Genomic DNA, 13,544 nt, shown 5'->3' on the forward strand with positions numbered 1-13,544 from the left:
GTCACGGCCTCGGGACGGCCCGCTGGGCCCGCGTCGCGCGGGACCGCTCCAGCGCCCGCTCCCGCTCGCGCTCACGGGCCCGCTTCTTCGGCAGGCCCACCGCGACGACCTCGAAGTTCGCCTTGGTGACGTCCAGCCGGTGGAAGAGGCTGTCCGGGCCGGTCACGTACAGCGTGCCCACGCCGAGGCCCTTGAGCGACTCCACCATGCCCGGCCAGTGGATCGGCCGGTCGAAGGTGTCCAGCATCATCGCGCGCATCCCCGCGGCGTCCCGGACGACCGACCCGTCGTGGTCGGAGACCACGGGAAGGGCGGGGGCACCCGGCTCGTACGCGCCGAAGACCTCCTCCTCGGCCTTGCGGCGCAGCGCCGAGAAGGCCGCCGCGTGCACGGGCGGCCGCATCGAGTACATGGAGTAGCCGCCCGCCGCACTGATGCCGGCCGTCAGGGCGTCGAGGTCCTTCTCCCGTACGGACAGCATGTGGAAGCCGGCGTCGAGGTGGCCCGAGAAGTCGTACCAGGCGCCCCGGTCGTCGAACCCGGCGAGGATCTCGTCCAGGCGGTCCTGCGGGGTGCGGACGAAGCAGTGGGTGACCACGTCCTCGTACGCGCCGGAGGAGAAGAACTCCTCCTCGCAGCGGACCAGTTCGGCCGTCAGCCGGACCACGTCGGGGAAGGAGAGCGAGCCGACGAAGGCGGCCGTCGCCCGCTGGCCGAAACTGGGGCCGGCGCAGACGGTGGGGGAGACGCCCAGGGTGTCCACGGCCCGGTCCGCCAGCGCCATCGAGTTCACCAGGAAGGCGATCTGGAAATCGACCGAATAGTCTTCCTCGGCATCCCGGAAACGGTCGAACACCGAATAGCCGAGAGCCTCGTCGGCTTCCGCCAGACGGACCCGTGCGTACGGGTCGAGCATCAGGAATTTGCCGACCTCGGCAAAGGACGCGGGGCCCATGCCGGGGAATACGATCGCGGTGCCGGTCCGGGAATTGGTGGATTCGGCCGTACTGACCGCGGGAATCGCATCGGAATGAGTCATGATCCGTGAAATACCTTTGCTTCCGGGATGCCGTGACACCGGTCTGTTCTTTCGGTGCCATTTCGGTGTCATTGCGGTGCCGTTGACGGGAAAAGACCTCGTACCCGGGCCGGGCGCGGGTGCGCCGGTCCGGGCACGAGGCCGGAGGGTGAGATGGAGCGGGTCAGTCCTGGGCCCTGCGGTGGAAGCCCTTGATGCCGATCGTCCCGAAGATCAGGATGGCGGCGGTCAGGGCCAGCACGTCCACCCACAGCGGGATCGAGCCGGGCCCGCCGGGCGGCAGGAGCAGGGAGCGGATCCCCTCGCTGACGTAGGTCAGCGGGTTGAAGGCGCACAGCACCTGGAACCAGCGGATGTCCGCCAGCCCGTGCCACGGGAACTGGGTGCAGCCCGTGAACATCAGCGGGGTCAGCGTGACCGCGAAGACGATGCTGATGTGGCGCGGCGGGGCCAGGGTGCCGATGGTCAGGCCCACCGTGCTGCCGGCCAGCGCGCCCATCAGCAGGACGCCGAGGGTGGCGGGGAAGCTGTCCATGGGCCAGGAGGCGTGATCGAGGACGAGGAAGCCCATCGGGATCATCAGCAGCGAGGCGATCACGCCGCGCATCATGCCGAAGACCAGCTTCTCGATGGCCACCAGGGTGGTCGGGATCGGGGCGAGCAGCCGGTCCTCGATCTCCTTGCTCCACGAGAAGTCGATGATCAGCGGGAGCGCCGTGTTCTGCAGGCTCACCAGGAAGGCGTTGAGCGCCACCACGCCCGGCAGCAGCACCTGCTGGAAGCCGCCGCCGGTGAAGCCGAGTTCGCCGAGGACCTTGCCGAAGACGAACAGGATGAAGAACGGCTCCACGAGCACCTGCGCCAGGAAGGTCGGCAGTTCGCGGCCGGTGACGAAGATGTCCCGCCAGAGGATGAAGAAGAACGTACGGGTCACCGAGCGGACGCCGGCGGGCGCGGGCCTCAGCTCCCGCGGGAAGTCCGCGACCGGGTCGGCGGCGGTTGCGGTGGCCTTCTCGGCGGCTGTGGCGGTCGTCATCGCAGCTCCCGCCCGGTCAGCGAGATGAAGACGTCCTCCAGTGTCGCGGTGCCCACTTTGATGTCCTTGATGTCGCAGCTCGCCGCCGTCAGCGTGGTGATGGCGGCCGGAAGCACCGCGCCGGACGGCGCGTCGCTGTAGATGCGCAGCCGTACGGGCGCGTCCGCGCCCTCCCGGCCCGCCGGAAGATCGGGGACGTCCGCCGAAGTGCCCGGCGCCGTCGTGCCGTCGGCCGCGGCGTCCGCGGCATCGGTGGGGTGGCCCGGCTCGATGCGCTCGACCCGGGTCACCCCTTCGATCCGCTCCAGCAGCCGGATGACCTCCGCCGCACCGGTGGCCTGCGCCGGCCGCACGGTCACGGTGAGGGCGGTGCCGCTCAGGCTCTGCATGAGCGCCTGAGGGGTGTCCAGGGCGAGCAGCCGCCCGTGGTCCACGATCCCGACGCGGTCGCAGAGCCGGGCGGCCTCGTCCATGTCGTGGGTGGTGAGCACGGTGGTCACACCGCGCCCGCTCAGCTCGGCCACCCGCTCGTGGATGAACAGCCGGGCCTGCGGGTCGAGGCCGTTGGCCGGCTCGTCGAGGAAGAGCACGTCCGGCCGGTGCATCAGGGCCCGGGCGATCATCACGCGCTGGACCTGGCCGCCGGAGAGCCGGTCGCCGCGGTCCTTGCCGCGGTCGCCGAGCCCCACCCACTCCAGGCACTCGTCGGCGAGCCTGCGCCGTTCGGTGCGGCCCATGCCGTGGTAGCCGGCGTGGAAGGTCAGGTTCTGTCGCAGTGTCAGCGACTGGTCGAGGTTGTTGCGCTGCGGTACGACGGCAAAGGCCCGGCGTGCCTGGGCGGGATGGGCCACGACGTCCACGCCCTGCACGAAGGCGCGCCCCGCCGTGGGGGCCACACGGGTGGTGAGGATGCCGATGGTCGTGGTCTTGCCGGCCCCGTTCGGGCCCAGGAATCCGAAGACCTCACCCCGGCGGACCGAGAAGCTCAAGCCGTCCACCGCCGGCCGGTCACGGTCCCGGTACTTCTTGACCAGTCCGTCGACCACGACAGCGGAATCCACGGGTCGTTCAGGTTTCATTTATGCCTGCGAATCAAGCGGGACGCGGCGACGGCGGGCCGGCGGGTCCGCATGGGAATATCGCGTGACCGGCCGCGCGTCGGGCGCCGACTGAATGGGACGCGGAAATGATGTGCGTGCGCCATGTCTAGCATGAGGGACTTGGTAGCGCTCCGGCCGGACCCGCACCTAGGGGGGAATAAGGAAATGCTTAGGGGGGAATAGGGGTGATCACGTCTGGCGGTCCCGGCGAATATCCTCATAGCATCCCCGGGTGACCGCGCCGGATCAGCTCCGCTCGCCTCACCATTTTCGCGAGGAGACCCCGTGAAAGCACTCGTCCTGTCGGGGGGATCCGGCACCCGTCTCCACCCCCTGCCCGTCAACTCCCCCGAGCAGCCCCACCCCGCGGCCGACAAGCCCGTCCTCTTCCACGCCCTGGAGGACATCGCCGACGCGGGCATCACCGATGTCGGCATCGTCCTCGGCGACACCGCCGACGAGGTACGGGCGGCCGTCGGCGACGGCGCCCGCTTCGGCGTCAGCGTCACCTACCTGCCGCGCCGCCGGCCGGCGGGGCTCGCCCACGCCGTGCGCACCGCGCGGGACTGGCTGGGCGACGACGACTTCGTGACGCACCCGGGCGACGGCTTCGTACCCGGCGGGATCGGCGAGCAGCTGGAGGAGTTCCGCAGCCGCCGCCCGGTCGCGCAGGAAGTGCCGGGCAGGGCCGGGGTGTACTTCTTCACCGACGCCGTGCACCGGGCCGTCGAGGCCGTCCAGCCCTGCGCCCACGGCGAGTTGGAGATCACCGAGGTCCTCCGGTGGCTGACCGGCCAGGGCCTGGAGGTCGTATCCGGCACCGCCGGCGACCACGACGAGGCCCAGATCGCTTCATGAAGGCCCTCCGCACCGGAGGCGCCGGCCGTGCACCCGACCCGCGGGTCACGGGCACCGTCCGGGGCGCGGCTCCGGGGAGCGCGCCGCACGAGCACACCCGGCCGCCGACGGGGGAGGCCACCCCCGACGAGGTCAGCCTGATCCAGATCAGGCAGCCCGCGCTCCCGAGCAGCTACCGCATGATCTGCTTCCCGAGCTCCCGCAACTCCCCGCTGTGCTACCTGGCCATGGCCGAGCTGCTGCTGCCCACCGTGGAGCTGCTCATCGTCCAGTACCCCTCCTCCATGCCCGCCGACGAGGACCTCGACCCCGAGGCGGCCGCGTTACTGGCCGATCAGGTCTTCGAGGCGGTACGGGGCTGGGCCGACCGCCCCTTCGCGCTGTTCGGGCACCGGCTGGGCGCCGAGCTGGCCTACTCCGTGGGCTGCCGGCTGGAGCGGGAGACGTACGCACACGCGCCGCTGACCCTCTTCGTCTCCGGGCGGACGGCCCCCGGCCACCGCGGCAGCCTCGGACCGCCCGCCCTCAACTGCCGGGTCGTCGCCCTGACGGCCCACCACGACCCGCGCGCCGCGCTGGCCGGAGTCCGGGCCTGGCGGCGCTGCACCTCCGGCCGGTTCGACCTGGAGGTCTTCCCGGGCGCGCAGGGATACCTGAAGTCACACCGCCGGGAGGTGGTCAACATCGTGCACGACCAGCTGATCTCGCTCGGTGCACCGGACCCGGAGTGACCCGGGGCGGCCCCGCTGTACGGACCGCGGGGCGGCACCCACCGAACCCCCATCCCCATGTGAGGAAGGACATTGTGCGACCGATGACCGCGAGAATACTTGCAGCCGACTCGGTACGGCCCGTCGACGACTTCGAACAGGACGCCCTCCGGGTGGCCGAGGCGATCCGCGAACGCGGCATCGGCCTCGGCGACCGGGTCATGCTCAAAGCGGGCAACTCCGCGAGCTACGTGTGCGTGCTGTACGCGCTCATGCACGTCGGAGCCTCGATCGTCCTCGTCGACCAGCAGGAACACCCCGAGGAGACCCGCCGGATCGCCCTGCGCACCGGCGTCAAGGTCACCTTCGTCGACGACGAGACCCCCGTCTACCCCGACGCCGACCCCATCCACCTGTACGAGCTCATGGTGGCCGTCGCCGACCACGAGCCCACCGCCCCCGCCCTGTCCTTCGACGCGTGGGGCGAACTGCCGGACGGCCTCATCATGTGGACCTCCGGCTCCACCGGATCCCCCAAGGGCGTGGTGAAGTCCGGGGGTTCCTTCCTGCGCAACCTGCGGCGCAACGCCGACCAGGTGGGGCACCGGGCCGATGACGTCCTGATGCCGCTGCTGCCCTTCGCCCACCAGTACGGCCTGTCGATGGTCCTCATCGCATGGCTCACCCGCTGCTCCCTGGTGATCGCCCCCTACCGGCGTCTCGACCGCGCCCTGCGGATGGCCCGCGACGCCGGGGTCACCGTCATCGACGCGACCCCGTCCAGCTACCGCAGCATCCTCAGCCTGATGAACCGCAAGCCGGCGCTGCGCGAACACCTCTCCGCCACCCGCATGTTCTGCGTCGGCGCCGCCCCGCTCGACGCACCCCTGGTCGGGCAGTACGTGGCGGAGTTCGGGCTGCCGCTGCTGGACAGCTACGGCTCGACGGAACTGGGCAACATCTCCTTCGCCACCCTCGACAACCCGGTCGCCTGCGGCCGCGCCATGGAGGGCATCCGCCTGCGGATCGTCGACGAGGACGGCCGCGAGCTGCCCGCGGGGGAGACGGGCGAGATCCAGGTCGACACCCCCGACGCCCTCGAAGGCCAGGTCGCCGACGACGGCACCATCGTCTGGGCCGACTCCACCGGCTGGCAGGCCACCGGCGACCTCGGACACCTCGACGCCGGCGACAACCTGCACGTCCTGGGCCGCAAGTTCGCCGTGCACCGCATGGGCTACACGCTCTACCCCGAGCTGATCGAACGGAAGGCGGCCGCCGAGGGCTGTCCCACCCGGATCGTGCCCCTCCCCGACGAACTGCGCGGCTCACAGCTGGTGTTCTTCGTCGAGGACGAGGAGATGCGGGAGGCGGGCCACTGGCGGGAACGGCTGTGCGCCGTACTGCCCGCCTTCGAACAGCCCAACAAGGTCGTCGTGCTGGAGCGGTTCCCGCTCAACCGCAACGGCAAGCCCGACAAGAAGGCGCTGACGGAGCTGGCCGCCGCCCAGGCGTGAGCATCCCGACGGCACGGTGAAGGCGCCCCCGCCCGAGGCGGGGGCGCCTTTCGCCCTTCGTCGGCCGCGTCCCGGGCCGTCAGCCGCCGGCCGTCATTCCTCGTAGGGCAGTTCGACGGGAGCCAGCTCCTCGTAGAGGTCACCGGGGCCGGGGTTGTCCGGATGGGTGGCCCCGCCCAGGTGGTCCAGTACGCCCCACACCGCGTTCAGGGCCGTCGTGACGGCACCCTCCGCGAACCCCGCGGTCCACGACACGTCATCGCCGCACAGGAAGAAGCCGCGCCGCCCGCCGGGCAGCCCGCGCTGCATGAACTGAGTGAACAGCCTTCGCTGGTAGCGGTACTGGCCCGGCAGGTTCGACTTGAACGCGCCCATGAAGTGCGGCTCGTTCTCCCAGGTGATGGTCAGCGGATCACCGACCACGTGCGAGCGGATGTCCAGCCCGGGGTAGATCTCCGCGAGCTTGCCGAGCAGCACGTCGAGCCGCTCCCGCGCGCTCAGCGTCGCCATCTTCAGGGAGTCGTCGTTCCACGTGTACGACAGGCACATCACCCCCGGGCGGTCCGGGCCGTCGTCGAAGAGGTAGACCCCGCGCGGCATCCTGTCGGTGAGCGTCATGCTCATCACCGGCAGCCCCGTCCGCGGATCGACGTCGCGCCAGAAGGGCCGGTCGGTCAGGACGAACAGCTTGGACGAGCCCATGTAGTGCGTCCGCTCCACCGCCGTCCACAGCGGCGGGCTCAGCAGCTCCGGATCGGTCTCCACACGGTTCAGCAGCGTCCACACGTGCGGGGTGTAGACCACGGCCGGGAACCGCTCCCGCCGCCCGTCGGCGTCGGTGACGGTGAACTCCGCCCCGTCGCGCCGCACGGCGCGCACGCCGGGCCGGGCGGAGCCGCCGTGCAGGGAGGCCAGCGAGGTGCCCGCCGGCCAGTGCGCGCAGACCTCCGGCCGGTGTTCCCACAGCCCGCGCGGCACCTGCTGGGAGCCGCCGAGGATGGCCACCTGATGGTCGTCGGCCTCGGTGTAGACCACCCGCAGGATCTCCAGCAGCGAGTTGGGGAAGTCGGTGTCCCAGCCGCCGGTCCCGAAACCCACCTGCCCGAAGATCTCCCGGTGCCGGAAGGACCGGAACGCCGCGCTGGTGGCGAGGAAACCGTAGAAGGACTGGTCGTCGAACTCCCGGACCAGCCGGTTCCAGACGTGCTTGAGCGTCTCGACGTCACGCCGGCGGACGGCGTCGCGCATCGTGGCCAGCTCCGCCCGCTCCTGGAGCGCCTTCTCCCAGGCGACGGCCACCTCCTGGTAGACGTCGGGCAGTTGCTCCGCGCTGCGCACGGTGTGCCGTACGCCGCCCAGGTCCACGAGGGTGCTCGGGGTGTGCGCCGCCAGCGGGTTGGGGAACGGGCTCGTCTCCAGCCCCAGCAGGTCGATGTAGTGGAACAGCGCGCGGGCCGACAGCGGGAAGCGCATCGCGCCCATCTCCGCCACACAGCCGGGCTGCCCCGGGAAGGGCACCGAGCGCATCCGGCCGCCCACCTGATCCGCCTCGTAGACGACCGGGCGCAGCCCCAGCCGCATCAGCTCGTACGCCGCGGTGAGCCCGGCCATCCCGCCGCCCACCACCGCCACCGGCGTCCCGGCGCGCCCGGGCGGCAGGGAGCCCAGACCCGCCGGATGGCGCAGCCAGCCGTCGTAGGAGAACGGGAAGTCCGGCACGAGCATGGTGGTCGGGGCCGGGCTTGCTGATGTCATCTGGAGTACCTCTCGGGCCGGTTCGGCATCGTGTCCGGGGAAACCGGAGACGAGCCGGGCGCGGCCGGGGACGCGGCGTCGCGGCGGGGCCCGGACGGCGGGAGACCCACGCGCCGTGGTACGCCGTGCACGATCGGTCCGGTCCTCGCACGCTACGCAGCGGCCCCGGAGCCGGACAACCCCTATCGACCCGGGTGACCCACCCCGCCCGCGGCGTCGTACGGGGCCGGGTCCGCCGCGCGCCGGGCGGGTACGGCGATCGCGGTGACGACCAGGCCGCGGTGCGCGAGCCAGCGGCCGCCGAACCCGGTCACCGGCCGCCCGTCGGGGGCCGTTCCCGGACGCAGGACGCGGGCCCGGAACGTACCGCGCCGCGAGCCGTCGGCCCCGCCGTCGTCGTCCACGCGGAAGGAGAGGGCCGCGTCCTCGAAGTCCAGCTCGGTGCCCACCCAGGGGTACCAGGTCTTGTACACGGCCTCCTTGGCGCTGAACAGCAGCCGGTCCCGGCACACCCCGGCGGGCCCGGCCACCGGGGTGCGGGCCCACGCCAGCTCCTGCGGCAGGGCGATCGACTCCAGCACGCCCCCGGGCAGCGGAAGGTCGGGCTCGGCGTCGATGCCGACCGCCACCAGGTCCGTGTCCCGGGCGAGGACGGCGGCCCGGTAGCCGGCGCAGTGGGTCATGCTGCCCACCACTCCGGCGGGCCACCCCGGCACGTTGCGCCTGCCGGGCAGGACGGGCGCCGGCGGCAGCCCGAGCGCCGCCATCGCGCGGCGGGCACAGCCCCGTACGGTGGTGAACTCCTCGCGGCGCCCCTCTGTCGCGGCGGCGACCAGCGCCGCCTCCTCGGGATAGAGCACCGCGGCGCCGTCCGGCCCGAAGGCCTCGCTCGCGCACACCCCTTCGGGCAGCAGGGTCTCGATCACGTACGGGCCTCCTCGCCCTCGGTGTACGGCAGGATCTGCCGCAGCAGCCCCTTGGGGTGGCCGCGCCGGCGCCACTCGCGCGGGTAGCCGATCGACACCTCCTCGAAGCGCACCCCGTCGTACCAGGTGGTCCGGGGGATGTGCAGGTGTCCGTAGACCACGGCGGCCGTGGGGAACCTGCGGTGCCAGTCGGCGGTGAGCACGGTGCCGCACCACTGGGCGAACTCCGGGTGCCACAGCACGTCCGTGGGCTCCCGGACCAGCGGGAAGTGGTTGACCAGGACCAGCGGCACCGACGGGTCGTGCGCCTCCAGCCGGCGCAGCGTGTCCCGGACGCGGGCCCGGCACCAGGCGTCCCGGCTCGGGTGGGGGTCGGGGTGCAGGAGGTACTCGTCGGTGCAGACGACGCCCGCGTCGTACGCCCGGGCCAGCGACTCCTCCTTGGTCGTGGTGCCGGCCACCCGGAAGGTGTAGTCGTACAGCAGGAACAGCGGGGCGACGGCGACCGGCCCGCCGGGCCCGCGCCACACCGGCCACGGGTCCTCGGGGCTGACCACGCCCAGCCTGCGGCACAGCTCCACCAGGTACTGGTAGCGCTGCTCGCCGCGGGACTGGACCGGGTCCTCGCGCGGGGTCCACAGCTCGTGGTTGCCCGGGGCCCACACCACCTTGGCGAAGCGGCCGGCCAGCAGGCGCAGCGCCCACTCGATGTCCTCGGTCAGCTCGCCGACGTCACCGGCGACGATCAGCCAGTCCTCCGGGTGCGTGGGCCGCAGCGACTCCGTGATGGGCCGGTTGTCGGCCATCCCGATGTGCAGGTCGCTCACCGCGAGCAGCCGCGGCCCGGGCGCGGGCCCGGCCGAGGCGGTGGGATCAGGCAGTGTGTGCGACATCGATGTCCCAACTGACCGGCAGGTCTTGACGACGAGTTATGTTGATCTTCCGGTAGACCCGGGTCAGATGCTGCTCCACGGTACTGACGGTGATGAACAGCTTGGCCCCGATCTCCCGGTTCGTATACCCGTGCGCGGCCAGCGCCGCCACCCGGCGCTCGGCGTCCGTCAGCGTGGACACCACCTCCGGCCCGGGCCCCGGCGCCACGGAGCTCGGCTCCGGCGCCGCGACCGGCCGCGGCGGCGCGCTCTGCGGGGGCTGGTCGGCCTGGAGGCGCAGGGAGAGGTCCCGGGACCCGCAGGCCTCGGCGATCCGCCACGCCCGGCGGGTGCAGGTCTTGCCCCGGGCCGTGTCCCCGAGCTGCTCGTAGGCGACCGCGAGGTCGGTCAGGGCGCGGGCCAGCTCGTGGGAGTCGCCCTCTTCCTGGAGCAGGGTCACGGCCCGCTCCAGCAGCGCGGGCCGCTCGGCCAGCGGCCGGGCGCCCGCCAGTACCCGCAGGGCCAGGCCCCGCACCCGCTGTCCGGCGTCCTCGGCGAGCTGCTCGCGGGCGTACCGCTCCGCCTGGCCGCGGTTGCCGAGGGCCAGCGAGGCCTCGGCGACCCCGACCCGCCAGGGCGCCACCCCCGCCCGGTCCATGTCCCACTCGCGCATCAGCCGCCCGCAGGTCATGAAGTCCGTGAGGGCCGCGTGGTGGCGTCCGGTGGCGAGCTGGTGCCTGCCACGCGCGTAGACGTAGTGCAGTCCGTAGCGGGTGAGCAGCATCTGCTCCGGCACCGGGTGGTCCACCAGCGCCGCCGCCGCCTCGTGGTCGCCCATGGCGGTCCGTGCCTCTATGAGGGCCGCCAGCGGGATGCCGATGCCCACGCCCCAGCCGTGCGGCGGGAGTTGCTCCATCGCCTCCTCCGCGAGCCGCCGCGTCTGGACCAGTTCGCCGCGGCGCAGCGCCATGTGCGCGCGCATCGCCTGCATGACCGCGGTCCAGCCGGGCGCGTCGCGCTCGGCGGCCTCCTCCAGCAGCCGGTCCGCCCACAGGGTCGCCGCGCCCAGCCGGTCCGCGTACAGCAGGGCCAGCAGGCACGCCCGTACCGTGACGTGGGTCTCCTCGGTGAGCCGCGTACCGGACAGGATCCGCTCGGCGCGCTCGGTCAGCTCCTCGTCCGCGGGCCTCGCGGGGCCCGCGCTCAGGACGCCTTGGAGCGCTCCCATCGCGGCCATGACGCCGTCCTCGGCGGTGAGCTCGGGGGACTCCGCGCTCTCCAGGGCCGGGCCGAAGGCGCTGTCCAGCCGGTCCAGCAGCGTGGGGTACGTGGAGGCCAGCACCAGCCGTACGCTGCGCAGTTCGGCGGTGAGCGCGGCATCGGGGTTGCCCGGCATGCCCTCCAGGGCGTGCTGGATGGCCGTCGCGGCGTCGTCGATCCAGCCGTTCCACAGCAGGTCCCCGACGAGCCGCAGCGATTCGGTGACCGGCAGCGAGCCCTGCTGGGAGGCGGCGTTCAGCGGCCGCAGTTCCCGCGCCCAGGCGGACGGGTTGACCCGCCATATGAACTTGGCCATGCTCGCCCGGAGCTGGAGCCGCTCCCGCTGGTCCCGGGAGCAGAGCTCCGCCAGCCGCAGGCAGCGCACCGCGAACCCGACCCGCTGGGAGGCCAGCGCGGTGTGGGCGGCGTCGCTCAACACCCCCGGCGCCCAGTCCTCTTCGGGCAGGGCGCTCCCGAGGCCCAGGAGCTGCGCGGCGACGGCCACCGGCGCCGCCCCGGCCTCGTACAGCAGCCGGGCGGCGCGCCGGCGCAGCAGGGACACGTCGTCGTCGGCCAGGCTCTCCAGTACCGCCGTCCGCACCGATCCGTGCCAGAAGCGGACCCCCTGGAGGATGCCCGCCTCACCGAGGGCGGCGACCACCTCCTCCACCGTCCGCTCCTCGGCCTCCACCAGCCGGGCCAGCAGCGGCAGGGGGGCGGCGCTGCCCAGCAGCGCGATGCCCTGGGCGACCAGCAGGCCGTCGGGGCCCGTCCGGTGGACGCAGAACAGCGCGTTCTGCAGGAACCGCTCACCCGGGTGGAAGGATCCGGCGGCCGGGTCCGCGCCCCGCCGCCGGGGCGCGTTGTCTTCGAGGAGGCTGTGGACGAGCAGCGGGTTGCCGCCGGTGGCCGCGTGCAGGGCGGAGGCCAGCCGGGCGGTGTGCCCGGGGTCGGGCGCGCCCGTGGCCGTACGGGGCGCCTCCTCGGCCCGGTGGGCCAGCAGCTCCTCGACTCCCCGGGCGCTGAGGGGGCGCAGCCGCAGGCGAAGTCCCGTGCTCTGGCGCAGGAGTTCCTCCAGGACGTGCGGAGGGCTCGCGCCCGCGTCGGGGCCGCGCGTCACCATCAGGGAGAGCCGGGCGCCGGTGCCGCGCGCCCGGTCCAGGGCGTACCGCAGGCAGTGCAGGGACTGCGGATCGGCGTACTGCACGTCGTCGATGGCGATCAGGACGGGTCCGTGCGCCGCGAGCCCGGCGAGCCGGGCGTGGAAGGCCATGAGGGTCTGGGCCGGAACGAGGTCTTCGGCGCCGGCCGGCCCGAGGAGCGGGAGTGAGCCCGCGGTGTCCGTGGTGTCGCGCAGCAGTTCCTCCACCACGCCGAAGGGGATGTCCTGTTCGGCGGCCGAGGTCACCGCGCTGAGGAGCCGGACGCCCGAGTCGGCGGTCCGCTCCAGCACGCGGTGGAGCAGGGCCGTCTTGCCCGACGCGACCGGGCCGCTGATCACCGCGATCCGGCCGGGTCTGGAGGGGTCTTCAGGGGCGCTGCCGAGGGTGGCTCCGTGTGTGCTTCCGTGGGGCCGGGCGGCGCCGGACACCCAGGAGGTCAGCTTGGCGATCTGTTCGTCTCGCTCCACCAACATGGATGTGGAAGCCTCCCCGGTGAGATACGAAAACGTCGCATGTCGGTCTCATGGCATGACATGGCTATTCATTCGAGCGCCCGCGCGCAGCAGGAAGTCGGCGCCCGAGAGCGCATGGAATTGAGCGCTCACCGTTGGTCAAACGGCAGGCCGGTTCTTCCCGTTCGGCAGTTCGGACAGAACTCTATCAACATTGCTCCGCTTGCCTGCGTACGATCCTTATCTCTTGATGCGACGCAGACAGGTCGCGATCGGTTCAACCGAATCGCAGATGGTTCCGTATCGTCACGTTCGGAAACCTCAAGGAAACCTCAAATACACATGGATTCCCCTGATTCCGCTCTAGGGGTGGTCGTGCGGAGATTAGGGGTCGGAGGCGGTGGAGAAGCCGCCCGCGCCGCTCGTTTAATGGCGGGGTGCGGGCCCTTGGAGGCCCGCGCGAACCGATGACGCCCGCATCCGCGGGGCCGGGGGCGAGAGGGCACATGACGAAGAACCTCACCGGGCAGGTGGCCGAACTGCGCGAGCTGCGTGAGCAGGCCCGGCGTGGGCCCAGTGACCGGGCGACCGAGGCGCAGCACGCCAAGGGCAAGCTGACGGCCCGGGAGCGGATCGCGCTGCTCCTTGACGAGGGTTCGTTCCATGAGGTCGAGCAGTTGCGCCGGCACCGGGCGACCGGGTTCGGTCTGGAGGGCAAGAAGCCTTACACCGATGGTGTGATCACGGGGTGGGGGAAGGTCGAGGGCCGGACGGTCTTCGTCTACGCGCATGACTTCCGTATCTTCGGTGGCGCGCTGGGTGAGGCGCACGCGACGAAGATCCACAAGATCATGGA

Annotated in this window: 11 protein-coding genes; 4 read left to right on the top strand and 7 right to left on the bottom strand. The window is 72.2% G+C overall.

The genetic code is table 11. The features are described from left to right. Position 1: 1 nt before the first annotated feature. The 3 genes from IE248_RS22470 to IE248_RS22480 form a co-directional block, all read right to left on the bottom strand. On the bottom strand, positions 2-1,039 hold the full coding sequence (locus tag IE248_RS22470) for an ACP S-malonyltransferase (RefSeq protein ID WP_073794098.1): 1,038 nt from the start codon (positions 1,037-1,039) through the stop codon (positions 2-4). 163 nt (positions 1,040-1,202) lie between these two features. After that, positions 1,203-2,075, bottom strand: coding sequence for an ABC transporter permease (locus IE248_RS22475; protein WP_078489213.1), 873 nt, complete (start codon positions 2,073-2,075; stop codon positions 1,203-1,205). Beyond that, positions 2,072-3,136 carry an ABC transporter ATP-binding protein gene (locus IE248_RS22480; protein WP_073794100.1) on the bottom strand — a complete coding sequence of 355 codons (1,065 nt, stop codon included), beginning with the start codon at positions 3,134-3,136 and terminating at the stop codon, positions 2,072-2,074. The genes IE248_RS22475 and IE248_RS22480 overlap by 4 nt, the downstream gene beginning before the upstream one ends. A gap of 324 nt (positions 3,137-3,460) precedes the next feature. Here IE248_RS22480 and IE248_RS22485 point away from each other — a divergent pair, with 324 nt between their 5' ends. From IE248_RS22485 to IE248_RS22495, 3 genes are all read left to right on the top strand, one after another. After that, positions 3,461-4,033 carry a sugar phosphate nucleotidyltransferase gene (locus IE248_RS22485; protein ID WP_190031520.1) on the top strand — a complete coding sequence of 191 codons (573 nt, stop codon included), beginning with the start codon at positions 3,461-3,463 and terminating at the stop codon, positions 4,031-4,033. Next, on the top strand, positions 4,030-4,764 hold the full coding sequence (locus IE248_RS22490; RefSeq protein WP_008743182.1) for a thioesterase II family protein: 735 nt from the start codon (positions 4,030-4,032) through the stop codon (positions 4,762-4,764). The genes IE248_RS22485 and IE248_RS22490 overlap by 4 nt, the downstream gene beginning before the upstream one ends. Before the next feature lie 83 nt (positions 4,765-4,847). After that, positions 4,848-6,260 carry a class I adenylate-forming enzyme family protein gene (locus IE248_RS22495; RefSeq protein WP_037794802.1) on the top strand — a complete coding sequence of 471 codons (1,413 nt, stop codon included), beginning with the start codon at positions 4,848-4,850 and terminating at the stop codon, positions 6,258-6,260. Between the two features lie 93 nt (positions 6,261-6,353). Here the strand turns inward: IE248_RS22495 and IE248_RS22500 are convergent, their stop codons facing one another. The 4 genes from IE248_RS22500 to IE248_RS22515 all read right to left on the bottom strand — a co-directional run bounded on the left by IE248_RS22500 (position 6,354) and on the right by IE248_RS22515 (position 12,709). Then, a complete protein-coding gene (locus tag IE248_RS22500; protein ID WP_190031521.1) occupies positions 6,354-8,015 on the bottom strand; it encodes a flavin monoamine oxidase family protein in 1,662 nt (553 codons plus the stop codon). A gap of 182 nt (positions 8,016-8,197) precedes the next feature. Beyond that, a complete protein-coding gene (locus tag IE248_RS22505; protein WP_100583911.1) occupies positions 8,198-8,941 on the bottom strand; it encodes a 4'-phosphopantetheinyl transferase family protein in 744 nt (247 codons plus the stop codon). After that, entirely contained in the window at positions 8,938-9,834 is an 897-nt protein-coding gene (locus tag IE248_RS22510; RefSeq protein ID WP_037796951.1) for a metallophosphoesterase family protein, read from the bottom strand. The genes IE248_RS22505 and IE248_RS22510 overlap by 4 nt, the downstream gene beginning before the upstream one ends. Then, on the bottom strand, positions 9,815-12,709 hold the full coding sequence (locus tag IE248_RS22515; protein WP_190031522.1) for a helix-turn-helix transcriptional regulator: 2,895 nt from the start codon (positions 12,707-12,709) through the stop codon (positions 9,815-9,817). Before IE248_RS22515 ends, IE248_RS22510 begins: the two co-directional genes overlap by 20 nt. A gap of 485 nt (positions 12,710-13,194) precedes the next feature. On the opposite strand from IE248_RS22515, the gene IE248_RS22520 reads away from it, so the two are divergent. Beyond that, positions 13,195-13,544, top strand: a 350-nt coding sequence (locus tag IE248_RS22520; RefSeq protein WP_308438170.1) for a carboxyl transferase domain-containing protein, incomplete at its 3' end; no start/stop codon positions are given.

It is taken from the genome of Streptomyces goshikiensis (assembly GCF_014650555.1).
Classification (GTDB): Bacteria; Actinomycetota; Actinomycetes; order Streptomycetales; family Streptomycetaceae; genus Streptomyces; species Streptomyces goshikiensis.

Excerpts from the sequence above, each read along its gene's own strand:
- IE248_RS22470 (WP_073794098.1), bottom strand. The coding sequence starts at position 1,039 with ATGACTCATTCCGATGCGATTCCCGCGGTCAGTACGGCCGAATCCACC.
- IE248_RS22475 (WP_078489213.1), bottom strand. The coding sequence starts at position 2,075 with ATGACGACCGCCACAGCCGCCGAGAAGGCCACCGCAACCGCCGCCGAC.
- IE248_RS22490 (WP_008743182.1), top strand. The coding sequence starts at position 4,030 with ATGAAGGCCCTCCGCACCGGAGGCGCCGGCCGTGCACCCGACCCGCGG.
- IE248_RS22495 (WP_037794802.1), top strand. The coding sequence starts at position 4,848 with ATGACCGCGAGAATACTTGCAGCCGACTCGGTACGGCCCGTCGACGAC.
- IE248_RS22500 (WP_190031521.1), bottom strand. The coding sequence starts at position 8,015 with ATGACATCAGCAAGCCCGGCCCCGACCACCATGCTCGTGCCGGACTTC.
- IE248_RS22510 (WP_037796951.1), bottom strand. The coding sequence starts at position 9,834 with ATGTCGCACACACTGCCTGATCCCACCGCCTCGGCCGGGCCCGCGCCC.
- IE248_RS22515 (WP_190031522.1), bottom strand. The coding sequence starts at position 12,709 with ATGTTGGTGGAGCGAGACGAACAGATCGCCAAGCTGACCTCCTGGGTG.